This is a genomic window from Edaphobacter lichenicola (genome assembly GCF_014201315.1).
Taxonomy (GTDB): domain Bacteria; phylum Acidobacteriota; class Terriglobia; order Terriglobales; family Acidobacteriaceae; genus Edaphobacter; species Edaphobacter lichenicola_B.
This window is the reverse complement of sequence record NZ_JACHDY010000002.1, coordinates 524,621-549,385: the sequence shown is the minus strand read 5'-3', so window position 1 is coordinate 549,385 and position 24,765 is coordinate 524,621. Positions and strand designations below refer to the sequence as shown.

Genomic DNA, 24,765 nt, shown 5'->3' with positions numbered 1-24,765 from the left:
AGAGCCTAAAATTCGGATGTAGATTTAACACCATCGTCTATCAACACTATTTCTACAAAGGATGACATGAACAAATTGCGAGGCTACCTTTCATCCGGCGCACTCATTGCGTCGGCCTGTCTACTATCGGCCATCTCCGGCGTTGTCGCTGCACAAACTACTCCTCTCACCAATCAGGAGGCGCACCGCCGCGCCGAGGCCCTGTTGAAGCAGATGACGATGGAAGAGAAAGTCGGCCAGTTGAACCAGGCTGCGGGCATCGTGATCCCAGGACTGGCAACCGAAAAGCCGGACGCCGCTATTGCCAAAGGACAGGTAGGCTCGGTGCTCTGGCAGTTCGATGTGAAAGAGCTCAACCGCATGCAGCATGTGGCCGTGGAGAAGTCTCGGCTCCACATTCCCCTGCTCGTCGGCTTCGATGTCATCCACGGCTACAGGACAATCTTTCCAGTGCCGCTCGCCATGGCCTCGTCATGGGACCCGGCTGTTGAAGAAGCAGCCCAGCATCAGGCCGCGAAGGACTCTCGCGCTGCAGGAATCCAGTGGACCTTCACTCCCATGGTCGACATAGCGCGCGATGCCCGTTGGGGCCGCATCGTCGAAGGCGCGGGCGAGGATCCCTACCTGGGGTCGGCGATGGCGGCCGCGCAGGTGCGTGGTTTTCAGGGTGACTCCATTGGTCCCGATAGTGTTCTGGCCTGCGTCAAGCACTTTGCCGGCTACGGCGCGGCCGAAGGTGGGCGCGACTACGATTCGTCCAACATTCCCGAGTCCCTCTTCCGCAACGTCTACCTCGTTCCCTTCCATGCAGCAGAAAAGGCTGGAGCAGCGTCCTTCATGAGCGCTTATATGGATCTGAACGATGTGCCTGCCACCGGAAATCGCTGGTTGCTGCACGACGTTCTGCGCCAGGAGTGGGGCTTCAAGGGCTTTGTCGTCTCCGATGCGATCGCTGTGGGCAATCTCCAGACGCACGGTTACGCGCGCGATCCAGAAGATGCTGCATACAAAGCGTTCACAGCAGGCGTGAACATGGACATGGCCAGCCTGACCTACATTCACAACCTGCCAAAGCTGGTGGCCTCCGGCAAGGTGACCGAGGCGGAACTCGACACGGCAGTCATGCCCATTCTCGAAGCCAAGTATCGGTTGGGGCTCTTCGACAATCCCTATGTGGACGAGTCGAAGGTCGACGCTCAACTCAGCAGCCCCGAAGGCCTCGCGCTCGAACGCAAGTTGGCTGCCCGTTCGATGGTGCTGCTCAAGAACGACAACCACACCCTGCCGCTGAGCAAGAATCTGAAAAAAGTAGCAGTGATCGGATCCCTGGCCGACTCAACCAAGGATATTGAAGGCGGATGGACGGTGGAGGGCCTCTTCGGCGGCCCCGGCAAAAGCCATCCGGTGACAGTGCTGGCCGCTCTGAAGGACAGACTGGGCGCAAACATCAACTATGTCCCAGGTGTGGCGCCCGCACGGGAATACCCCTCAATGTTTGATGCCATGACGGGCGCAAAGAAACTGCCGCCGCCAACCGACGCAGAAGTAACGGATTGGATCGCCAGGGCCAAAGCCGCCGCGGCTGACTCCGACGTGGTGGTTGCAGTGCTCGGCGAGTTGGCTTCCATGAGCGGTGAAGCTGCCTCGCGCGCCACGCTCGATCTACCCGGTATGCAGCAGCAGATGCTGGAGGCCGTGGCCGCTACCGGAAAGCCAGTCGTGTTGGTATTGGAAAACGGACGCCCACTCGATATCCGTTGGGCTGCCGACCATGTCCCAGCGATTCTTGAAGCCTGGTATCCAGGCACAGAGGGCGGCGACGCCGTGGCCGACGTACTGTTCGGCGATGTCAACCCCGGTGGCAAGCTGCCGGTATCCTGGCCCCGGACCGCCGGACAGGAGCCTCTCTACTACAACCACAACCTCACCCACGAGCCGGAGGACCGCCCCAGCTTTACCTCGCGCTATTGGGATCTCACCACCAGGCCTCTTTATCCGTTCGGCTACGGACTCAGTTACTCGACCTTCAAGTTTGCCAATCTGCGTCTGAGCAAAGATCGCATCAACGCGGAACAGACCACGGAAGTCGAGGTCGACGTCACCAACACCAGCACGGTCGCCGGTGACAGCGTAGCTCAGATCTATATTCACCAACAAGCCGGATCGGCATCGCGACCCGTGCGCGAGCTCAAAGGCTTCCGCCGGATTACGTTGCGGCCCGGCGAGACCCAGACGCTCAAGTTCTCGCTAGGCAAAGAGGAACTGCAGTTCTGGAGCCCGCAAACCAAGCTCTGGGATGTGGAGCCGGGTACCTTCGATGTCTGGGCTGGCGAAGACTCAACCGCGAGCCTGCATGCAGAGTTAATAGTTACCAAATAAGGAATATCGCATCGCTTTGCGACCGCGGGGTATCTTCAGAGGTATCCCGCGGAAGCAATGTTAAATAAGTGGCTTTTGGTGCGGTATGAACCCCAATGCCCCAAACTATAAATTCAAACCCCAGCGCATTTAGCTGGGGTTTATGTTTTTCTACCGTCTAACTCAGAAGAGGAACGCACCCTCCGCATCGCGCGAATCATCAAGTTCGGATTACAGGACGAGGACATGCCGGCCATGAATACCTCTCGGATCGAGACATGATCACTCGCTACCTTGGCTGAACGGAACGATCAAACAGCCAAACCCCTTTCCACGCACCGCCTTTACGAACGGAGAACATCAATGAAGAACCTGCCTGTGTCCCTTTTCCTTTTTGCTTCACTGTCATGCGCCATGCCCGCTTACGCGCAGCATCAGAGCTTCAACATCACCCCGGAGTCCAGCGAGGTGAGTTTTACGCTCGCCGGCTCGGCACACGAGACGCATGGGACATTTCACGTGCAGAACGGATCGATCGGTTTTGACCGAAGCTCTCCGAAGATGTCGGGTTCAGTCGTCGTGGCTGCAGGAAGCGGCAAGACTGGGAACGACTCCCGCGACAAAAAGATGACGACCGAGGTATTCGAGGCGTCTCGTTTCTCCGAGGTGACTTTTTCTCCACAGAGTTATCAAGGCACAGTCGCTCCCTCAGGAGACTCGACCGTACAGGTGATGGGCACCTTCACGCTTCACGGCACGCCTCATGAGCTGACCGTCCCCATGCAGATTCACATCGAGGGCACTCATTGCACTGCGAAGACTCATTTTTCGGTCCCCTACGTCAAATGGGGCCTAAAAGATCCAAGCGTCTTCATCCTCAAAGTCGCAAAAGAGGCAGACGTTGATCTGACGTTGGTCGGAAACTTGTCGAATTGAACTCGACGTATTAAACAAAGGGGCAAACTATCACCAGGCAGCTTCACAACTGGCCCTGCAGCGCAGCAAGCCACACGACTCTTCGCATTAAATCTCAAGAGAGTTATCTGTAATCGTCTGTTCACATCCCGAACCACGAACTTAAAGTTTGCTGAAATCAACTTTAAAGAAGCCTTAATATCAACAAAAAATGAAAACTCGAGCCATTCGGGCCTCATATTCACCAGCGCCCGATTCCCCCACAACTCAAACCGAGCTCGCCCTCATACATCGTGCCGAACAAACTTAGAAAGATGAAGATGCCGATAATCCCCCAAAGTCTCGTATCCACCTCTCAAGAGATGAGCGAGAGCGAAGGATTCGGCTTGCAAGTCTGCTTTGTGTTCTTGTTGGAGTTTTCATGATTGCCGGGTCAGGCCTATTGTTTTGGCTTGCAAATCGAAACTGACCCCCTACCAAAGTCCCCCTTGTAGTTCACAATAAAAACGGAAGCAATTCAGAAGGACTCCCCATGCGCTCTCTCGTGTTAGCTCTCCTTGCGATCTCTGCTCTCGGTCTTGTCTCCTTCCAGGCTGCGTCGGCGCGGCAGCCCCAGGACCATCTCGCCAGCAACATGGTACTCATCATTCGTCACTCGGAGAAGCCCGAGACCGGCAACGGTCTAACCGCGCAGGGCGAAGAGCGCGCCCACCTCTACGTAAAGTACTTCCAGCCCTTTCAGGATCAGCTCCCGCCGATCGAAATCGACAGCCTCTACGCCGGAGCCGACTCCAAGAGCAGCATCCGGCCCACGCTCACCCTCGAGCCGCTCAGCAAAGCCATCAGCCTCCCCATCAACTCCTCCATCAGCTCAAAGGACTCCACGGCGCTCGTCGCCGAACTCAGATCTCATCCGCACGGCCACTCCCCCCTCATCGCCTGGCGTCACGGCGAGATGCCCGCGCTCCTCACCGCCTTCGGAGCATCGCCAGACAAACTCCTGCCCAACGGCCGGTGGCCCGACGACGTCTACGATTGGGTCGTAGTCCTGACGATGGGCCCAGACGGTCAGCTCGTATCGCAAAAACTGATCCACGAACAACTGACCGTAAATCCCGCCGCTAAGTAGTCACGAGGCGAAGGGTACGTTGAATCAGACGTTGAATCAGACCAGGTAGCCCGACACAGTCACGAACAGCGTACCCGTTGAGCCTGCCGGGCTGTACCCTGTGACGGAGATAGATGTTCCCGGGTCAACGTAAAGGCGCACCGCCTGCAGAGCGACATAAAAGTCATAGCCATTAGAGCTCTGAGCGTACGCAAAGGTCAGTGGAACGAACAAAGTGACATTCACGCCCCCGCAGATGTAGTTCACCAAGGCCTCGAGTTGGCTCCCCGCCGGAGTCACATCCAGCTGAACACTCAGCGTCTCTACTACCAGGTGACTCCCGGCTGGCACCGCGACCGAGGGTGACCCGGTGGCTCCAAAAGGACTGGCCGGCAGCCCTGGTGCGGAAGTAACGGCATTGATCACATCAACCTTCTCCATGAACGCCCTCCAAAGACAGGAACTGTGTTCTGGGCCCGGTCGCACTACCATACCAAAACTCACCGAAGCCTCTCCTGAAGCGGGAAGCCCCCAAAATAAATCCCAGATCTCTGTCACTTTTTTGGCGACCGGAAGAGTGACTGCCAAAACACCACATCCACCACGCAAAACACCACAACTTCACCACCAAAACACCACGTCAAAACACCCGATTTCTCAAAAACCCCCAGCAAAAACGCACAAACCCCCGCGCAAAAAAAATACTCCACTCCGCCACCCAGCCGAACACCAAACCCGACCCCCAGATTCAAATCCGGAGGTGGCGCCGACCCGATCATCCCCGCAACCAGACTGTAAACTGTCCTAAGGACCCTACTTATGACAGCAACTCCAATGCTCGGCAAACCGGTGGCCGACGCCATCGTGACCAAAGTAAAAGCAGATGTCGTTGATCTAAAAGAGCGCTACGGAATGACCCCTCAACTAAGGGTGATCCAGGTAGGAAGAGACGCAGCCTCTGAAGTCTATTTGCAGAACAAAATAAAGAGCTTCGCCAAAATCGGCATCGCAGTAAAGCCCCATACCTTCGACTCCACCGTCAGCGTTGCAGAGCTTGAAGACACAATCAGCGCCTTGAGTGAAGACAAATCCGTTCACGGAATCATGATCGGTCTACCGCTTCCAACTCACATCGAAAATTCTACCGGCGCTGCAAGAGGCAAATTCGATATCTTCGACCGCATCCATCAATTCAAAGACGTCGATGGTGTATCGCGACATTCAACAGCAGAGCTATATCGAGGACAACTCGAGCGCCTGACGTTCCTTCCCTCAACCGCTCTGGCTGTAAGTCGAATGCTGAAGTTCTACGGTGTAGAAACGACAGGAAAACGAGTCGTAGTCGCAGGCAGGAATGACATCACCGGCAAGCCGATTCATCATATGTTGGGAGGCCGAATGGGAAACGCAACGGTCTCATGGTGTCATCGGTTTACCCCGAAGGAGACGCACGACGATCTGACGAGAGCGGCAGATATTGTCATTACCTGCGTCGGCAGCCCTCGATATCAATTGAAAGCGGATGTTCTTCGCCGCGGATCCACAGTGATCGACGTAGGCACCCGAGTCGACAAGGATGGCAATTTGATTGGAGATGTAGACTTCGACGGCGTGAAGCACGTCGCAGCCTTCTTGACGCCCGTACCCAGAGGCGTCGGACCCGTTACAGTCGCCTCTCTGATGGAAAACGTCGTCAGGGCTACGAGGTTTTGCGCTGGGGAAGATGTTCGCGGATATCAACTCTAGACCATCAGCTCTAGGCCAATCCGATGCAAGTCTCAATATAATGGCGTCTCATGCGCTGCATTCAGACTGTCCTCTTCGTATTTTTCGTATCTTCTTTGCTTTGCGCCCAGGAACTGGCCACTCGATCTTGGAGCGGGACGCTACAGAACAACGCCGGTGCATCGATCCATGGCGCAACGATCCGCCTGCTTGCGAAACAAGGCGAACTCAACTCAAAGACATCGGCAGACGGCAGCTTCCAATTTCCCAATCTAGCCCCCGGCGACTATAAGCTCGAGGTAACGGTCAACGGAGTCGTTCACCGCTCCGTGGAGTCACTCACACTCAAGGCAGACTCGCCGCCAGCAGTAGTAGCCCTCTCCGCCGATGGCACCGTCTCGGTTGCATTTCGTGCGGAGGACACTGCGAAGACCGGCGGAGAGAAGCTCTCCAGTCAAACCGTCAGCGCAATTCCATTGAACAAACGCGACTTCAGCCAGTTACTGCTGCTCGCGGCTGGAACGATGACCGACGCGAATGGTCAGACAAACTTCACCCAGCAGTTCGCCATCAACGGACAGCGAGGCGTCGAGGCAGTCTTCGCCATGGACGGCGCAGACACGAGCGACCCCGAGATGGGAGGTGCGACGTTCAGCAACTTCAACGTCGATGCCGTCCAGGAGATCCAATCGACCTCAGGCTGGATGCCCGCCGAGATCGGCCGCGGCGCCGCGGGCTTTACGAACATCACGACACGCTCCGGAAGCAGTGGCTTTCACGGTTCCGTCTTCGAGTTCCTGCGCAACTCTGCGCTCGATGCACGCAACTACTTCGATCATCCCTCCATCGCCGAACCGGGCCGAATCCCACCGTTTCGACGCAATGAATTCGGCTTCACCAACGGCGGCCCGGTCATCCTGCCCCATCTCTACGATGGAAGCGGTAAGACCTTCTACTTCGGGCAGTATCAAGGTTTTCGACAGGTTCTTGGAACGACGCAGGTCCTCCCAGTGCCCACGGCCTCCGAGCGGCTTGGCATCGACACGACCGCGTTTCCAGGAGACACACTGGTCATTACGCCCACTCCGGAGATCGCGAAGATTCTCTCTCGCTATCCGTTGCCGAATAACCCGACAGGCTCCTACGGCGCCAACACCTACGCGGTGTCCTCCAAAGTAGTCACGAACGCCAACCAGTTCTCCGTGCGTATCGACCAGGTGCTCTCCCCGAACAAACACCTCACTGCAAGATTCAACTTCAACAATCTCTTCGGCCCCACCACCAACCCCGACCAGACCACCATTGATCCCAGCTTCGGTGTTGTGTACGTCGATCATCAGCGCAACGGAGTCCTTACCTACAACCAGACGGTCTCCCCTCGCTTCTCCTTCGAGAGTTCCATTAGCGCAACTCGAACGACGCCCCAGTTTCCAACACCGAACCGCACCGACCCCGCGGTCAAGTTTAACGACGGCCTCTTTGAAGCCTTCAACTCGGCGGCTGGCTCAGTCATCTCTGCATACGGCAACCTCTTTCAGGCTAGACAGAACTTCGTAATCACCATCGGACGTCACCTTATCAAGGCTGGTGGAGAGTTCCGTGCCAATCGCGATACGACCTACTTCGGCACCAGCCCAAACGGCGAATACGACTTCGGTGGAGGGACGGCATACTCCCCTGTAAACATCACCTCGCAGAGCGGCGCTCATACCATCCACGTCGGCGATCCTCTTCCAGATACTCTAAGCGGGCTGCTCACCGGGAGCGCTTTCGTCTACACCACGGCGGTCCCGTCCCCGTATGTCTCGGGCGGCGATCACATCGGCCCCGCAGCAATCTCACGTAACGGCGGAGCGATCTATGCTCAGGACACCTTCAAGATCTCCGACAGGGTCGTCCTCGATTATGGCATTCGCTACGAGATCTACTCTCCCATCACCGAACGTGCTCACCGCACCTCGGGCTTCCTCATCAACGGTTCGGAGCAGCAATATCTCGTCAATCCGCAGCCCGGATACCACTTTGACTGGGGCGGGATTGCTCCTCGCGTTCAAGTCGACTGGAGGGTCACGAACATGCTTCATCTTCACGCCGGCGGCGGCATCACAACAATTCCGCCCAACATCTGGCAAGACAACTTTCTAACCGGCGCTGTCCCCTTCGTGATCTATCCCCACATTACTGCCGCTGTCGGAGCGCCAATTTTATATGGATTTCAGATCACCTCGGCGCAGCTACCCACCTTCTACACTCCCACCGGACAGAACATCTTCGCCAGCGGTATGACCAACACTGTCCCATCGAACACCGTTCTCGACGTGGAGCGCTACCAGAGAGATCTCGCTGCACTCTCGCCTGGCGCTCAGTTCACGCCGCTGAACCTGACAGGAATCGACCGCCACTTCGGCAACGGTTATCTGCAAACGTGGACACTCGGCGCCGAACGCCAGTTCGGTAAGCTTACCGCGGACGCCGCCTATGTCGGCACTGCATCGGTCAAGCTGCCGCGCACCGCCTTTCCCAACAGCTACTCTGGAGCCACTCCGGGATTCGCTCCTCATACCCAGTTTGACGGATCAGGCAACGCGATTGGCGGCTTCGGTACGGAACAGCTCATCACCAATAACGCTCACTCCACCTATCATTCGTTGCAAACATCGCTTACAGGGACACCCTTTCAGGGCGGCCCTGGCATGCAGCTAAGCTACACCTGGTCAAAGTCGATTGATGACACGAGCGGGGTCACGGCAAATGGAAACACCACTGGCGCGATCTCTAATCCGTATCCACAAAATCCGTTTAATACCCAGGCAGAAAAGGGTCCTTCCAGCTTCGACGTTACGCACGGATTCACCATGAGTCTTGCTCAGGATCTGCAGTTGGAGAAGATTGAGCTGCTGCAACCGATCAACCGAAAAGTCACCGCAGGGTGGGAGTTGCTGAGCATCTCCACGATCAGCAGTGGCCAGCCCTTCACGGTCTACTCCGGCGTACAGCAGACAGGCGCCGGCTCCAACGGAGTAGACCGGCCCAACCAGATCGCGAAGCCGCAACTCTCCACCGCCAGAAAGGTTCGCGAAGACTATTTTGGACAGGGAGCAAACAACGCCAGCTTCTTCTCAATTCCAATCAACGAGCCAGGCGGCACCGGGCCGAATCAGGGATTCTTCGGCTCTCTCGGTAGAAACACCTTTCGCGGGCCGGCCTACTACGACTTTGATTTCTCGCTTATCAAAGACACTCCTGTCGGAAGGCGCGCGGGAGGTTCCGAACTCTTCGACGTACAGTTCCGGTCAGAGTTCTTCAACCTGTTCAACATCGTGGATATGGGTTTGCCGGCGAACACGATCAAAGGATCGGGCTTCGGCGTAATTAGCAAAACCGCAGGCACCTCGCGGCAGATTCAATTCTCCGTCAAGATACTTTTCTGAGCCGCTCATACAGGTAAGGACGTGTCAGAAGATGCGTCCTTCGTCGACCGAGAGCCCTCCCGTTTGGCAGTTCAAGGTAGATAGCCATCGGTATCAACCCACTTTGAGGGTGGCTTCTCGCTGCCCATAAAGTCGTACAGATATATCAATAGGTCTCCTGTACGGTTGCTGTCGGCATGTTGATTTCAAAGTTACTTGCGACGCCGTCAGGCAAGATATCCCAGAATTTTCCCGTCTGATTTCGGCTCCCTGTCCCGATGTCAGCACTGCATTTATTTATTCATCCTTGTGTTCTCTCATTCTTTAGGAGTGTGTCTTTTGAAGCGATTCGGACTTGTGCGCGTGGTTCTCTCTCTTGGCGTGTTTTTCTTCGGCATTCATGAAGCCTCTGCGCTCAATGTGACGCTGAGCGGCGATGCGCATGTGAACTCCACCCATGCATCGATCAACTACGGACGCTCTCCAATCTGTATGTGGGCAACGGGAGCACGACTTTTCTCCAGTTCGATCTGACTACGCTGCCTGCAGGGACGACTTCGGCGCAGGTCTCTCGCGCGACACTCACCGTCTTTGTGAACCGAGTCAATGCTGCCGGTTCGGTGACGGTTTCGCCGGTGACTGCGGCCTAAGGTGAGTACAGCGTCACCTCGGCGACCGCGCCGGCGACTGGAAGCTCGATAGACAGCTTCCCGGTATCGGTGGCGGGACAGTTTGTCTCCATCGATGTGACGGCCCAGGTGCAAGCGTGGCTGCGTACGCCGGGAAGCAACAACGGTTTGGCTCTGACCTCCGCCACTGCCAACGCTCTCTTCGACAGCAAAGAGAATGATGAGACGGGGCATTCGGCTCAACTGGATGTAACCCTCGTATCCTCGGGACCGCAAGGGCTCCCAGGTGCCACGGGAGCGCAAGGGCTTCAGGGGCCACAGGGTATTCCGGGCACTCCCGGAGTACAAGGAGTTGCAGGGCCTCAGGGTGTTGCAGGGGTACAGGGACCCGTTGGCCCTGCGGGTCCAATAGGGCCCGCAGGTTCGATCGGGACCTCAGGAGCCACAGGCGCAACCGGACCTGCCGGCCCGACAGGTGCAACAGGAGCTGCCGGAACAGGCGTGAACTACCGCAATGCCTACGTTGCGGGAACAACTTACGCCGCCAATGATGCAGTCACCTTCAACGGTTCGACCTATATCTCGCTCCAGAGCAACAACACGGGAAATAGTCCGGCCGCGAAGCCGGCATTTTGGTCGGTCTTTGCTGCTGCCGGCGCAACCGGGCCACAGGGAATTCAAGGTGTAACCGGCACCGTGGGTCCGCAGGGGCCACAGGGAATTCAAGGGATTGCGGGAGCGTCTGGTCCTGCTGGACCTGTCGGCGCTCTAGGCCCCCAGGGACTGACTGGTGCTACAGGACCGCAGGGAACAACAGGGCCAGTCGGTCCCATAGGCGCGACCGGACCGGCCGGAGCTACCGGTGCAATCGGTCCTGTCGGCGCAACCGGCTCTGCAGGCGCGATTGGCGCAACCGGTCCAGCCGGACCTGTGGGTATGGTTTGGAAGGGCGCCTGGGTAGGCACGCAAAGCTATGCCGTCAACAATGCCGTCAGCTATAACGGCGCCACCTATATCGCAATTGCAGCCAGCACCAATGTGGTTCCTACAAATACGACTGCGTGGAACATCGTAGCCGCCGCAGGAGCAAATGGAGCAAATGGAGCAAATGGAGCAACCGGCGCGACCGGAGCAACGGGAGCAAATGGAGCACCGGGCCCAGCTGGTCCCACCGGCCCGACCGGTGCCACCGGAGCAACGGGTGCAGCCGGTTCAGGCGGCGCCTTGTTGAAGGATAAAAACGGCGCGAGCCAGGGTTATCTGATCAGTTACGACAACTACTTTCACTACACGGTGGAGCACTCCGGCTATATCTATCAGGTCGGCGTCGACGGAACTTTTCCCACAGCGCAGATCTGGTGGACCGGCTCCAACTGTACTGGGACACCTTATTACAACGATGGAGGTAGTGGAGGAGCCCAGATGCTCGCGAAAAATCTGGTGTACTCGGCGAAGACCAACGAGTTGTATACCCTCTCCAACCCAAATTCGCTCGGTATCAGCACATCGGTTTTGATTTCGGCAGGGAGCATCGAAAACCCCACCTGCTACAACTACTCGCCAGCCGTGTCCACAGGGGGCTGGGCTCTGACCCCTACTACACCTGCAACAGTTGGCTCCACCGCCACGGGTAACCCGCTCACCGTGCCCGCCCCGTTCCAGCTGCCATAAAGAGCACGCAACCTCGATAGTCGCTTTTTGAACGTGGGTTACAACAACGCACTATGCCGGAATGATGGAAACGAGCCTGATGCAATCACATGGAATTCGACTGAAACTTCGCTGGCTGGCAAAGGGATTAGCACTTGTGAGCCTGCTGCCCCTTATGGCCGGCGCGCAAACTCCTCCAAGCGGTATCCAGGCGACCGCTGCGTCTCGGGCCCTTCCCGCGCAAATTGCCTTCGACGCCGCTGGCAATCTCTATATCGCCGAGCTGAACAATCACATCATCCGCGAGGTGAACCTGGCTGGCATCGTCACGACAGTTGCTGGGGCAGGGGAGCAGGGCTTCTCCGGAGACGGAGGAGCGGCCACCAGTGCGTCGCTCGACTCACCTGCGGGCGTAGCTGTTGACGCTGCCGGCAACCTCTATATCGCCGACACCCACAACCACCGCATTCGCAAGGTGAGTGGCGGCGCGATAACGACTATCGCAGGAACAGGCATAGCCGGTTTCTCCGGAGATGGCGGCTCCGCCCTCTCGGCGACACTCCATAGTCCGACAGCGCTCGCTATGGATTTGAACGGCAATCTCTATATAGCGGATACCGACAACTACCGCGTCCGCAAGATCGCCGGCTCAGCGATCTCGACCGTCGCAGGCAGCGGCGAACAGTTCTTTTCAGGAGATGGCGCAGCCGCAACCGGGGCAGGACTCGACTCTCCGAATGGCGTAGCCGTCGATGCGGCAGGCAACATCTACATCGGTGACACGCGCAATCAGCGCATACGCGTCGTCAACCCCTTAGTACTATCTCGACGCTAGCCGGGAATGGCAGCAAGTCTTATACAGGAGATGGAGGAGCAGCCGTTGCTGCTTCGCTCGCACGTCCACGAGGCTTGAGCGTCGATGCACAGGGCAACATTTACGTGGCAGATAGCGACAACAACAGCATCCGCCTGATCGCAAACACAGGCACCATTACGACCGTCGCCGGAAACGGCTCGCAGGGGTTCGCAGGTGACGGAGGCGCGGCCACAAACGCAACACTCGATACGCCGCGAGCCCCTGCGGTGCAGGCTCTCGGGGTCTTTGCGCTGTCGGACACCAACAACAATCTGATTCGTGCCGTGGCGTCAAATGGAATCATCAACACAATCACTGGGGCAAGTTCAGGAACAGGCAGTGGCCAGGGATCAGGCGGAGAGACCCTTAGCCTGAGCGGATCGTCCTCGATCGCCTATGGCAGCAGCGTCACGCTGACTGTGATCTTCAGCAATGCCGGAAAGATCGCAACCGGTCAGGTCAATTTGGTAGATACGACCAGCGGTTCGTCGACGATTGCATCCGCGCCCCTGCTCAACAACGTCGCCACTATCAACCTTTCGACGCTGTCAGCCGGAACTCATAATCTCGCGGTGGCCTTTGCTGGTGATAGCCAGAACGCCGCGATCACAAGCAGCGCCTTTGCGCTTACGGTTACTCCTCTACCGGTCACGGCGAGCATCGCTGGCCTGTCGGTGGAGTATGGACAAACCATTCCGGCTATCACAGGAACACTGAATGGCGTTCTCCCGCAGGACGCGAACAACGTAACCTCTGTCTTCACTCCGACCGCTACTGCAACCTCGACAGTCGGCCAATACCCGGTCACGGTCTCCCTCACAGGGTCCGCGGCAATCGACTACACCGTCACGCTCGCCTCCGGCACGGGCAGTATCACAATCGAAAAAGCTGCCAGCAGCGTCACGCTGACCTCATCCAACCTCACGCCGTTTCTCGGGGCGCCCATCACCCTCACAGCCCAGGCGATCTCCTCCACCACGGGCACGCCCACCGGAACCGTCAGCTTCTACGACGGCACGACTCTCCTCACCGCAGCCCCGATCACTCAGGGAGCGGCCACCTACACGTACACAGGCCTGGCTGCTGGGGGCGCTCATAACCTCACCGCCGTCTACAGTGGAGATCCCAACTTCACCACCAGTACCTCCACAGCGGTAGTCGAGACCGTGGGCGCCACACCGGACTTTACTCTGACCTCGACCGGAGCCGTGACGCAATCCGTCATTGCCGGGAAGTCCGCAACCTACACCTTCGCACTGCAATCCCAGGGCGGAACCTTTACTTCTCCCATCACGTTGACGGCTTCGGGTCTGCCGGCCGGCGCGACGGCTGTCTTCACACCAGCCACGATCGCTCCCGGAGCCGGCTCGGCCACTGCCAGTCTGACGATTCAAACTGCGACGCAAAATGCCGCAAACACACCACCGTTTTCCCCTGTGCGGGCACCACTACTTCCTCTCAGCGCAGCGGTGTTTTTGCTGCCGCTGCTGCGGAACAAGCACCTCCGCGCGAGGTTCGGCAGGATGCCACGCACGCTGTTCAGTGCGTTCTTTCTGCTCATCGCAGGCGCAGCCCTTCTCGGCTTGACCGGCTGCGGCAGTGGCGACCACGACCCAACGAAGACTTACACCATAACCGTTACGGCATCCGCCGCCGGAGCCGCCAACACGACTTTGCAACACATGGCCACGGTCACGCTGAATATTCAATAGGGCCGCGAAGGTTTCCAAGCGTGCACGAAGATCTATTTCGTCTTAGCAGTGTTGCCGCGGCAGTAACCAAGGTCTCCGATAACCCGATCGCACGAGTCCCGCAGTCACGGCAGGGTTTAGCCTAGCCTCATACTCGTGTTGAGCCAGACATTCCTTCCCATCCGGCGGCTCCTCCTGGTTCCATCAGGCAGGCTCCGGAGATGTGGGCGTTATACTTGTGCGACGATTCCGCCAATGATAAAGGTGAGGCGAGCTGATGGCGCGATGGAACTTTCGTTCGCATAAATTCCTGCCGATCATCCAGCGCTACGGCTTTGCGGTGATTTCCGTTATCCTCGCCGTTCTGCCAGGGCTTCTACTGCAACACTATAAGTTTCACGATGTCGAGCTTCCGCTTTTACTCTTTGCGATTGCTCTCACCGCATGGCATGCCGGAGTGGGACCGGCTGTGTTGTCGGTCATCCTCTCGAGCCTGTGCTTCGATTACTTCTTCGCTCCACCTCTCTACGCTCTTTCCATAACTCCCGCTGACATCCCGGCAATATTGGTCCTGATCTCCTTTGCCCTGTTGATCGTCCGTTTCAGCGCCGTAAGACACCGCATCGAGAGTCAGCTCCTTCAGGCTCGAGACAACCTCCAGGCGGAGGTAGTCGAGCGAACCCAACAGGCCAGCCTGCTGAATCTTACCCATGACACGATCTTCGTGCGCGACATGAGCGACGTCATCACTTACTGGAACAGGGGAGCCGAAGAACTATATGGCTGGGCACCCTACGAGGCGGTTGGAAAACGTTCCAGGGATCTCCTGCGGACCGTCTTCACCACGCCAAGCGACGCCATCAGCGCAGAGCTATTAGAAACAGGGCGCTGGGAGGGCGAACTGAGACATGGAAAGGCCGACGGAACTGAGGTGGTGGTAGCGAGCCGATGGTCGCTGCGGCGCAACGAGAACAACCAACCTGTCGCCATTCTGGAAACAAACAACGACATCACAGACCGTAAACGTCGAGAAGAAGAGATTCGCAGCCTCAATAGCGAGCTTGAAAAACGGTCCACCGATCTCGAAGCCAGCAATAGGGAGTTGGAAGCTTTTGCCTACTCCGTCTCCCACGATCTACGGGCACCTCTCCGCCATATGGTCGGATACGCGGAGTTGCTCCAGAAAAACTCCTCTGGCACCTTGGACGACAAGGGGTCGCGGTACATGCGGATGATTCTCGAGGCCGCCAAGCGGATGGGCAACCTGATCGACGATCTGCTGGCGTTTTCACGAATAGGGCGCGTCGAAACGCAAAAAACACAGGTAAACCTCGAACATCTGGTGAAGGAAGCTCTCAGCGAAGTACGTCAGGAGACAAACGGTCGTAGTATTGTCTGGAAAATCGACACCCTTCCGGTCTGTTATGGTGACCGCTCCATGCTCAAGCTCGTTCTCGTCAACCTTCTCTCCAACGCGGTGAAGTTCACGCGCCCTCAGCCGAAGGCCGAGATTGAAGTCGGATGTGTCGATGGAAACAAAAATGAGGTCGTAGTATTCGTGAGAGACAACGGTGCAGGCTTTGATATGAAGTATGTAGACAAGTTGTTCGGGGTGTTTCAACGCCTGCATCACGTGGACGTGTTTGAAGGTACTGGTATAGGGCTAGCTACTGTTCAGCGCATCATCCATCGTCATGGCGGCAAAGTCCGGGCGGAGGGCGTAGTCGATCAAGGCGCGACCTTCTACTTCTCAATTCCTAAAATCTAAATCAGGAAGAAAATATGGAAAGACTGGGACGTATTTTGATGGTGGAAGACGACTCCAAGGATGTCGAGCTGACTTTGACGGCGCTCGAGGACTACAACCTCGCCAATGAGGTCGTCGTTGCAAGAGATGGCGAAGAAGCCTTGGATTTCCTCTATTGCCGAGGCAAATTCTCAACGCGCTCTCACGACAATCCGGCCGTGATACTGCTGGATCTGAAGCTGCCCAAGGTCGATGGATTGGAGGTGTTGAAGCAGGTAAAGTCCGATGAAAATTTGAAGTTTATTCCTGTCGTAGTGCTCACCTCCTCCAAGGAAGAAAAGGATCTGGTGACCAGCTATAAGCTCGGCGTGAACGCCTACGTTGTAAAGCCAGTCGACTTTCATCAGTTCGTCAATGCCATCAAAGAACTTGGCGCCTTCTGGGCGGTCATCAATGTTCCCCCACCAGCGAGCGTAAATAAGTGAGCACGAGTCACCGTCTGCGGATTCTTTCGCTCGAAGACGATCCCAACGACACGGAACTGATCCACGCGACACTTGAGGCAGAAGGTATTGACTGCGAAGTGGCACGGGTCGACACTGAAACTGCGTTTCACACGTCGCTGGAAAAAGGTGAAATTGATCTAATCCTGGCCGACTACAAACTCCCCTCTTTTGACGGCCTTTCAGCCTTGAAACTCGCGGCGAGCATCTGCCCGGAGGTGCCATTCCTCTTTGTCTCCGGCACGCTCGGGGAAGAGGTGGCCATTGAAGCGCTGAAGGTTGGCGCCACAGACTATGTTCTCAAGACCAGGCTGTCGAGGCTGGCACCGTCCGTGCGCCGCGCCCTGCGGGAAGCCAGTGGAAGAGCCGAACGCAGGCAGGCAGAGAAAGCGCTAAGCCGGAGCGAGGCATTTCTGGCTGAAGCACAGCGTTTAAGCCGCACGGGCAGCTTCGGATGGAGCGTGCCGACCAGAGAAGTCTTTTGGTCCGCTGAAACCTACCGGGTTTTCGGATGCTCTCCAGAGGCCACGCCCACGGTCGAACTGGTACTTGAGCGGACTCACCCGGATGATCGGCAAAGACTTCAACAAGTCTTCGAACACGCCTCAGTACATGGAGGAGACTTCGATATCGAGCATCGGCTGGTAATGGACGACGGCTCCATAAAGTATCTTCGCGTAGTCGCACGGATCGTAAGAGGCGATGCTCCTGATGACCTGCAAGTCGTTGGGGCGGTCACCGACGTAACGGAGGCCAAGCGGGCAGAAGAGGCTCGGCGACGCAGCGAAGGCTACTTGGAAGACGCGCAGAGATTAACTCGCACAGGCAGTTGGGCCTATGACGTCGCCGTCGGACGGGGTATCCACTGGTCACAGGAGAACTTTCGCTTGTTGGGTTTTGATCCAGAACAGGGTGTACCTCCACACGACAAGTTCCTTCAGCGCATTCATCCCGAAGACCGGGCGAACTACAGCAGAGCCTTCGACAAGGCGATCACTCATCGACAGTCGAATCTCGACCTCGAGTACCGAGTCGTTCTCCCCGACGGAGAAACCCGGTACGTCCACTCGATAGGCCATCCAGTCTTCGACAAATCCGGCAACTTCTGCCAGTACGTCGGTACGGCGATGGATGTGACCGAACAGCACAACGCGAGAGCAGCCCTGGAGACGGCCTTTCAGGAGATACAAACGCTCAAGGATCAGCTCTACAAAGAGAACATCGCCCTGCGCGAAGAGATCGTGCAAACCTCGATGTTCGAGGAGATCGTGGGCGAGTCGCCTGCTCTGCAGGCCGTGCTCGTCCGCGTCACCAAAGTCGCGCCAACCGATTCCACCGTCCTGATCACCGGCGAAACAGGAACCGGAAAGGAGTTGATTGCTCGCGCAATTCACAAACGATCCCAGCGCACAGCTCGCGCCTTCGTCAGTGTCAACTGCGCCGCCATTCCTACCTCATTGATCTCATCCGAGCTCTTCGGCCACGAGAAGGGCGCGTTCACAGGTGCCACGCAACGCCGTCTCGGCCGCTTCGAGTTAGCCGAGGGAGGTACTCTCTTTCTCGACGAAGTCGGCGAGCTTCCACCCGAGACGCAGACTACTCTGCTGCGCGTCTTGCAGGAACGCGAGTTTGAGCGTGTCGGCGGCACCAAGGTGATCAGTGCGAACGTGCGCGTGATTGTTGCAACCAATCGCGACCTCCAGGCCTCGATCGACGCCGGCACCTTTCGTGACGATCTTTACTATCGCTTCAACGTATTTCCGATCGAGATGCCATCTCTTCGGCAACGAAGAGAAGACATCCCCCTCCTGGTCGAATATTTCATCGCCCGCTACTCAGCGAAGACAGGCAAAAAGATTCGAAGTATCGAGAAGTCCACGCTTGACCGGCTTCGGCTTTACGCGTGGCCCGGCAACATTCGCGAGCTGCAAAACGTGGTCGAGCGATCCGTCATTCTTTGTGAATCCGAGACCTTTACTGTGGACGAAAGCTGGCTCTCCGGAGGAGTTGATCAACCCGATCGAGCCGGGCAAACCCTTCTCAAAATCCCGCCCTCTCAGGAGAAGAAGGCAATCGAGGACGCGCTCGCCGAGGCACAGGGTCGAGTGTCGGGCCCGTCTGGAGCCGCAGCCAGACTTGGAGTTCCTCCCTCAACCCTCGACTCCAAGATCAAGACGCTCAATATAAACAAACACCGCTTCTTCAAGACAAATTAGCCGCCGGATCTCTCCCCTAAAATTCACGAAATTCGTGAATTCCCGAAATCTGTGAATTTTCCACCAAAAAATCCATTCACTATCAGCAACTTGCAAATGGCCACGCAGTTGCTCTTGAAACGCCCAAATGTTCAAGATTCGAAGATTCGAGGACAAAGGAATCGTGACCTTCGCACTCAGTGGCCGAATCGAGGAGGAGCATTTACCGGGGTTGCAGGGACTCTTCGAAGCCGAGTCTGCGGCCAATTCGACAACCATCGCCCTCGATCTAGTGGATGTCAGGCTGGTAGACCGGCAAGCCATCAAGTTCCTGGCCACATGCGAGGCCCAGGGGATCCTTCTGAAAAACTGCCCATCGTACGTCCGTGAGTGGATTGAAACAGGAAGGGGTATGAGCCATGAATCAAAGCATTGAACAGACCACGACTGGGACGGCCACCCAAGCCGTCTCCGCATCTGATGTAACTCCGTTCGTAAATAAGATGCCCGCGGATCTGCCCCAGCGCGCCAGTGGAGGAGTTTTTCGCTTTGTTCGTCGAATTCTTGACGAGAGCATCATCTTGCCCGGCTTTCGTACCCAAGGGGGCACATCTTTGACTATCGAACAGTCTCTCTCCGGATTCCTCGAAAACTTCTCCCCAGCCGGGCCACGATGTCAGATCTGGGTGACGGGAAAGCCGCAGTCTTTAACCCCCGCGATTCTCGAGCAGATCAATTTGATTGCGCGTGAGGCCCTGGCCAACGCGTTCCTGCACTCTGACGCGACGCAGATCGAAGCTGAAGTCGAATACTCGACACGCGGACTGCGACTGATCGTGCGCGACAATGGGCGAGGAATGGACCGCATTGTGCGTCAGGGAAAGGACTCGCACTGGGGCCTCTCTGGAATGCGTGAGAGAGCCAAATCAATCGGCGCGCAGCTCAGAATATGGAGCAGGTCCGGAGCCGGCACGGAGGTCGAAATTTATGTGCCGGGTCACATCGTCGCCAGCGCCTGTGCCTGAAAAATCGAAGTCGCAATACTGATCGGCGATCACTTTAAAATTTACCCTCTAACATAGGCCGTCGTAGGTTCTCCGCCTCCTCTGTCGCCTCCAGGTTTGTACCTCCCATCGGGTTATCTCCCGCTAACCCTAACGCGGTTTTTCAGTGAAGCCATTCGCGGAAAAAATGTATTCAGAAATCAACCCTCCGCGGCCGTGGAAATCTGTTCGCTAAGATCAGCGGCAGGGTAGACCAACTGGCCGAATGTGACGTTGTAATCGGGAAGAAAGACCACCTTCAGTTGTTGATTTACCTCCGGATCACTATTGATCACCTCGGCGACTGAGGTGATCAGCTTGATGATCAACTTCGCCATGAAGTATCCAGGAGCAGCTTTTCCGCCGAACAGGAAGGTGCGAGCCGCAATCTCCAGTCTGGGATTCTTCTTCAAGCGGTGATACTGCGTCAGGATGTAAAGAACGTTCAGATGCTGCCGCTTGTACTCATGAATCCGCTTCACCTGGGCGTCGAACATCGACTTCGGATCGACGGCGATTCCGGTCGTGTCGGCGATGTACTGTGTCAATCGAACCTTGACGGCGTACTGTACATTGCGCCACTCCGCGCGGAAGGCGGAGTCTTCGGCATAGCGCTCCAGCTGCGAAATCTGATCGAGATCCCCAATCCAATCCTGCCCAATCTTGCTGATCATCAGCTCAGTCTGTTCAGGATTGCTAACCGCCAGCCAGCGTCGCGGCGTCACACCGTTGGTTACGTTCATGAACTTCTCAGGCCACAGCTCATAGAAGTCGTGAAGCACATCGCTCTTCAGCAGCTCGGTATGCAATCGAGCAACGCCGTTGATATGCTCGCTTCCAACGCAGGCAAGGTGAGCCATGCCACGTACCTCTCCCCGTGCTCGTCGATCAGAGACATGCGAGCCACGCGATCTTCATCGTTCGGAAACCGCTCGTGCAGAGCACTCAGAAAGCGCGCATTGATCTCATAAATTATCTCGAGGTGTCGAGGCAGCAACGAGCCAAACATCAGCAGCGGCCAGCGCTCGAGCGCCTCTGGCAGAAGAGTGTGATCGGTGTAGTTAAAGGTATGCGAGGTAATCTCCCACGCCTTACCCCATCGCAGGAACTCCCAGCGTTGCCAGTGAGTCGAGATAGCACGCTGCAAGTCGGCCCAGTCCGCGAACTCTAAATAATTTACGAAAAAGAATTCATGCGACATTCACGAACGATCAGTGATGGCTCCGACCGCTTCGTTCGTCTTGTCACTAGACGATAAGCAAAATCATGGAACTCATGCGATCCAGGCCAGTTCAAAGTTTTCCATTCGACTGGCACCTCGAGGCTCGATCATGAGCCTGTGGATTTGCATCGAATATACTAAGTGCTGGCATGAGCGAAGAAAATCTCAAACAACGGCTTGCATATTTTCAGCAAAGGCTGGAAGAGGCCAAGCGAAGGCATTCCGCCAAAGAGCCGCACCCCCGAACCTTCGATGCCGGGTACACCACCGAAACCTTCAAGACCTGGGCCGAGTCAATCGCAGTTATAAACGAGCGCCTTGCAACCATCAACGATCAGCTGAAGGCGGAGGTCCGAAAGGCGAATTCGTCTCAAAAAGACCTTTGAAAAAAGGCGATCTCTAAAGGGAAACACACCCGCAAGTCGACACCGGCGGTAAGTTCCAAGTGGCCCGGGCAACTCCTCCGAGCGTTTCCCCATCTGAACAACAAAACACTGCTTTACCTTCTCGTAAGGAGATCACTATGGCCGATCAAGCCGCTGCAACACCTCCCCATCGCCCAAAGATGGATGGATCATCTGATTCGATTTGTTTGAACTGTTTAGCGACTGTTGTTTCAAAGCATGAACAGGAAGCCGATAAGTCCAACGTCGAATCGCACCACATCTGCGCTCCTTACTTCTCAGGCAGACGGACCCCCGTCCTGCAGCAGTCGGCCTGAATCAGAGACGTCGCTTACCAACATCTGTAACTTAAATTTATTTCAAAGCAGCGATATCCCGCGCGGGTATCTCCTCGATCGTGTCTACCCGCTGGCCCGTCACAAAGCTTCTGCCTCGCTTTTCCGGACCAAACCAGAAGATCAGAAGCAGCGAAACGATCACCAGCGTCTCAAAAGAACATAACGCCCAGGGATAGCCAAATCTGCTCCGCAGCAGGTTCTGCAGCGGCAGCACCGGCGAAGCAAACAATACACCGAGTTGATACACAAACCCGGGAAACAGCCCGCGAATCGCATCCGGAGCCAACTCGTTCAAGTGCGCCGGAATCACGCCAAACGCCCCCTGCACGCCGCTCTGCATCAGGTAAGATCCAACCACAATCGCCAGCACCGAGCCGCCAAACGCCCACATCGGCATCGCCAGCAGACACACTCCAAGCGCAGCCATCACGGCATACCGCCGCCCAATTCTCTCCGACATCGCCCCCACTACAACGGCCCCGATGATCGCCCCAACGTTGTAGATCACCGGAATCCCAAATGTAGCTTTCATTCCCAGTACGGTGACACCGTTCATCCATGGCAGCGTCTTCAGGAAGTCGGGATAAAGATCCTGAGTCCCGTGAGAGAGGCACGTGATCGCCGCCATCAACAGCAAAAGGTATCCGAAGACGCCTAAATGCTGAAACAGCGTTCCAAATATCTTTCCGAGAGATGGCGTTCGGTGCAACCGCCACGCTGCCGATTCAGGCGCCACCGCAGCCAGCACAACAATAACAAGTGTGACCCCAACCCCGACGAAGAACATCGTCTGCCAGCCGAACCTCGGCGCGATCGTCTGCATTCCGATCGCTGCCATGAGATACCCAAAGGGATAACCGCCCTGCATCAGGCCAGAGAGAACGCCGCGCCTGTGCCGGGGCGCGCTCTCCATCGCATAGGAGGCGCCAATGCCCCAATAACCACCCATCCCGAGACCGTATAACAGCCTCATCGCCATAAATATCCAATAGGTCGGCGCAAGCCCGCTCAGTACGGTAACCGCAGAGAAGTACAGAACGCATGCAATCAGCGGCTTCTTACGTCCAAACCTGTCAGCCAGGGCTCCAAAGAACAGCGCTCCAATCGGTCGCATGGCCAGCGTCAGTGTCATGCTCCACACAATCGCGGCCTTCCCCACGTGAAATTTTCCCATTAGCTCCGATATCAGAAAGACGACGACAAAAAAATCGAAGGCGTCGAGAATCCAACCCAGGATGCCTGCTGCCACGGCAAACCTCCATCCTGGAGCGCCGGTCTCGGAGCTTGCAGCAGCTGCTTCGATCTCTTCAAAGCGCATAAAAAGCGGTCTCTCTTCCGGCGAGCTTGGCGATGGGCAATCGGCAACGTATCCAGAACAGACCAATCGTCAAAAGACGAACAGCGTATCTGATCCCTTGCAGAAATACTATCGTGGCGCGGATCACTCAGCACGATGACATTCAGAGGTCATATTCCCCGCGATAGAGTCCGACGAAAAAGTAACCCCCCGGCCTCCCGCCTCCCACCAGATATAGCTTCCGGCCGCGTATCGCGCTCCCGACCCCGAAGTCACATTTGCAAAGATCAGCGAATGCCCAGCGACGGGAACAATCGCAAGGCTGTTACCTGCTCCGTTTATATATTCAACCGAAAAGACTCCAGCAGGCAGTCCCATCTTGCTTCCCTGGGCGTCACACCGGTACTTCATCATGCTCCGCGACATCGGCTCCGAGCCGCTCAGGTGGATCGTCACGTCAGTCGCTCTCGCAAAAGCGCTGCAGGCAAGAACAGCCACACCAGCTAGAACCTTCTTCAATGATGCACTCATAACGTATCTCCTCGTCTCAACCTCGAAGATGCAAACATCATATCCTCAAAGTTTGTGGCTCTCGATATCCGCGCACGCGCCTTCTATAACCACCTGAGTTGGCATTTGTAGTAGGTCATTCAAGGAAACGCTTCACGCGTAGAGGAATCTAATCTCACTGACGAAAGAGAGATCGGCCGAAGGGATAGAGACCTGCGGAGGTGATGTCTCCCGTCACCTCTCGCAGGCATCACCAGCCCGAACAACTCAACTGGCTGGAACTCAAGATCAATCTGTTCGTGCACCCTGTAGTGATGGCCGGCACAAAATCGTTTCAATCATTCCTGAACTATTTCCATGAACGCTTCGAAAGATAGCCGAATCGATAGGCTTCCGATCGACTGAGACAAGCCTTTTAGCAGGAATGCCCACGACAACTGGCTCCTCCCCCACGTAAGCGCGAAGCTCCGATCTAAACAGGATGAGATCTGCAGCGCGCACTCTGGGCAGTCATCCGTGAAATCGTGTGTCACGGACTTTTCTAGTTCATCCTGCTCGCGCCCAGGCGGCTTATGTAAAAAGTCTTGAACGACTGCTTCGCGCGATGGACCAACACCCTGAGATACTCCCGGGTTATGCCGAATTCAGCGCACACCTCATCTTTATCGCGCTCATCCAGCAGCACCGATTGCAGCAACTGCCGATCCCGGTCGGTCAACTCCTTCAAAATCTGACGAACGATTCGCTGCGCATCCTTCGTCTCCAGAAGACTCAGAGCGCTCGGCTCGTGGTTCACCAGGGTTGCCACCGTATCGTTGTTGAGGAAGGACTCGGTCTTATTCCTGGACCGGTAGTACTCCAGCAACACATGGTTACAAACTGAATTGACAAATGCCCCCAGGCGATCCGGCTCCCTCAGGCCATCGGCCGAGCGAACCAGAACCAACACCCGCACAAAAGTCTCCTGTCTGACGTCTTCGATTGCTTCTCTGGAGTTCAGTCGCGAACGCAGCTTAAGGTGGATCAGCTCCCCGAAATACCTGACAAAGTGCTCCTCAGTGCGGGCGTCTCCAGATCGGAGTCTCTCAAGATACGCCGCGTCGAACGCAAAAAATTGCAAGCTCTATCCCCCCAGGCGGCTGTACTTGCGCCCAAGTTTACACC

The 24,765-nt window shown here is 56.5% G+C and carries 18 protein-coding genes and 2 pseudogenes; 15 read left to right on the top strand and 5 right to left on the bottom strand.

Going from position 1 to position 24,765, the window contains the following annotated elements:
- Nucleotides 1-66: 66 nt before the first annotated feature.
- The 3 genes from bglX to HDF09_RS08525 all read left to right on the top strand — a co-directional run bounded on the left by bglX (nt 67) and on the right by HDF09_RS08525 (nt 4,402).
- On the top strand, nt 67-2,379 hold the full coding sequence (bglX, locus tag HDF09_RS08535) for a beta-glucosidase BglX (protein ID WP_183764665.1): 2,313 nt from the start codon (nt 67-69) through the stop codon (nt 2,377-2,379).
- A gap of 393 nt (nt 2,380-2,772) precedes the next feature.
- Nucleotides 2,773-3,294 carry a YceI family protein gene (locus HDF09_RS08530; protein WP_260181027.1) on the top strand — a complete coding sequence of 174 codons (522 nt, stop codon included), beginning with the start codon at nt 2,773-2,775 and terminating at the stop codon, nt 3,292-3,294.
- Between the two features lie 511 nt (nt 3,295-3,805).
- A complete protein-coding gene (locus HDF09_RS08525) occupies nt 3,806-4,402 on the top strand; it encodes a hypothetical protein (protein ID WP_221270075.1) in 597 nt (198 codons plus the stop codon).
- Between the two features lie 36 nt (nt 4,403-4,438).
- Here the strand turns inward: HDF09_RS08525 and HDF09_RS08520 are convergent, their stop codons facing one another.
- A complete protein-coding gene (locus HDF09_RS08520) occupies nt 4,439-4,822 on the bottom strand; it encodes a hypothetical protein (RefSeq protein ID WP_183764657.1) in 384 nt (127 codons plus the stop codon).
- A 378-nt stretch (nt 4,823-5,200) separates the two neighbouring features.
- Here HDF09_RS08520 and HDF09_RS08515 point away from each other — a divergent pair, with 378 nt between their 5' ends.
- The 11 genes and pseudogenes from HDF09_RS08515 (at nt 5,201) to HDF09_RS08460 (ending at nt 19,812) form a co-directional block, all read left to right on the top strand.
- Nucleotides 5,201-6,127, top strand: a complete 927-nt coding sequence (locus HDF09_RS08515) for a bifunctional 5,10-methylenetetrahydrofolate dehydrogenase/5,10-methenyltetrahydrofolate cyclohydrolase (protein WP_183764654.1) — start codon at nt 5,201-5,203, stop codon at nt 6,125-6,127.
- Between the two features lie 50 nt (nt 6,128-6,177).
- On the top strand, nt 6,178-9,537 hold the full coding sequence (locus tag HDF09_RS08510; protein WP_183764651.1) for a TonB-dependent receptor: 3,360 nt from the start codon (nt 6,178-6,180) through the stop codon (nt 9,535-9,537).
- Between the two features lie 473 nt (nt 9,538-10,010).
- Nucleotides 10,011-10,166: a hypothetical protein gene (locus HDF09_RS08505; RefSeq protein ID WP_183764648.1), complete on the top strand. Its 156-nt coding sequence runs from the start codon at nt 10,011-10,013 to the stop codon at nt 10,164-10,166.
- 15 nt (nt 10,167-10,181) lie between these two features.
- Nucleotides 10,182-11,816: pseudogene (locus tag HDF09_RS21100) on the top strand (CBM96 family carbohydrate-binding protein); the annotation flags it as partial.
- A gap of 79 nt (nt 11,817-11,895) precedes the next feature.
- A complete protein-coding gene (locus HDF09_RS08490) occupies nt 11,896-12,630 on the top strand; it encodes an NHL domain-containing protein (protein ID WP_183764646.1) in 735 nt (244 codons plus the stop codon).
- Nucleotides 12,618-14,363 carry an Ig-like domain repeat protein gene (locus HDF09_RS08485; protein ID WP_311719290.1) on the top strand — a complete coding sequence of 582 codons (1,746 nt, stop codon included), beginning with the start codon at nt 12,618-12,620 and terminating at the stop codon, nt 14,361-14,363. The genes HDF09_RS08490 and HDF09_RS08485 overlap by 13 nt, the downstream gene beginning before the upstream one ends.
- A 256-nt stretch (nt 14,364-14,619) precedes the next feature.
- A complete protein-coding gene (locus tag HDF09_RS08480; protein WP_183764640.1) occupies nt 14,620-16,110 on the top strand; it encodes an ATP-binding protein in 1,491 nt (496 codons plus the stop codon).
- Between the two features lie 14 nt (nt 16,111-16,124).
- On the top strand, nt 16,125-16,574 hold the full coding sequence (locus HDF09_RS08475) for a response regulator (protein ID WP_183764637.1): 450 nt from the start codon (nt 16,125-16,127) through the stop codon (nt 16,572-16,574).
- The gene (locus tag HDF09_RS08470; RefSeq protein ID WP_183764633.1) at nt 16,571-18,808 is read left to right on the top strand and encodes a sigma 54-interacting transcriptional regulator; all 2,238 of its coding nucleotides are present in this window, start codon (nt 16,571-16,573) and stop codon (nt 18,806-18,808) included. Before HDF09_RS08475 ends, HDF09_RS08470 begins: the two co-directional genes overlap by 4 nt.
- Nucleotides 18,809-18,935: 127 nt before the next feature.
- Nucleotides 18,936-19,223, top strand: coding sequence for a hypothetical protein (locus HDF09_RS08465; RefSeq protein WP_183764630.1), 288 nt, complete (start codon nt 18,936-18,938; stop codon nt 19,221-19,223).
- Nucleotides 19,207-19,812 (top strand): sensor histidine kinase, encoded by a 606-nt coding sequence (locus HDF09_RS08460; protein WP_183764627.1) that lies wholly within the window; start codon nt 19,207-19,209, stop codon nt 19,810-19,812. Before HDF09_RS08465 ends, HDF09_RS08460 begins: the two co-directional genes overlap by 17 nt.
- Nucleotides 19,813-19,991: 179 nt before the next feature.
- Here HDF09_RS08460 and HDF09_RS08455 read toward each other — a convergent pair.
- A pseudogene (locus HDF09_RS08455) lies at nt 19,992-21,031 on the bottom strand (glycogen/starch/alpha-glucan phosphorylase).
- Nucleotides 21,032-21,201: 170 nt separating this feature from the next.
- Here HDF09_RS08455 and HDF09_RS08450 point away from each other — a divergent pair.
- Entirely contained in the window at nt 21,202-21,438 is a 237-nt protein-coding gene (locus HDF09_RS08450; protein WP_183764624.1) for a hypothetical protein, read from the top strand.
- Nucleotides 21,439-21,810: 372 nt separating this feature from the next.
- Here HDF09_RS08450 and HDF09_RS08445 read toward each other — a convergent pair whose 3' ends face one another.
- The 3 genes from HDF09_RS08445 to HDF09_RS08435 all read right to left on the bottom strand — a co-directional run bounded on the left by HDF09_RS08445 (nt 21,811) and on the right by HDF09_RS08435 (nt 24,721).
- Nucleotides 21,811-23,112 (bottom strand): MFS transporter, encoded by a 1,302-nt coding sequence (locus HDF09_RS08445; protein ID WP_183764621.1) that lies wholly within the window; start codon nt 23,110-23,112, stop codon nt 21,811-21,813.
- Between the two features lie 123 nt (nt 23,113-23,235).
- A complete protein-coding gene (locus HDF09_RS08440) occupies nt 23,236-23,622 on the bottom strand; it encodes an MliC family protein (protein ID WP_221270074.1) in 387 nt (128 codons plus the stop codon).
- 520 nt (nt 23,623-24,142) lie between these two features.
- Complete coding sequence (locus HDF09_RS08435) at nt 24,143-24,721, bottom strand: RNA polymerase sigma factor (protein ID WP_183764618.1); 579 nt, start codon at nt 24,719-24,721, stop codon at nt 24,143-24,145.
- Between the last annotated feature and the right edge of the window lie 44 nt (nt 24,722-24,765).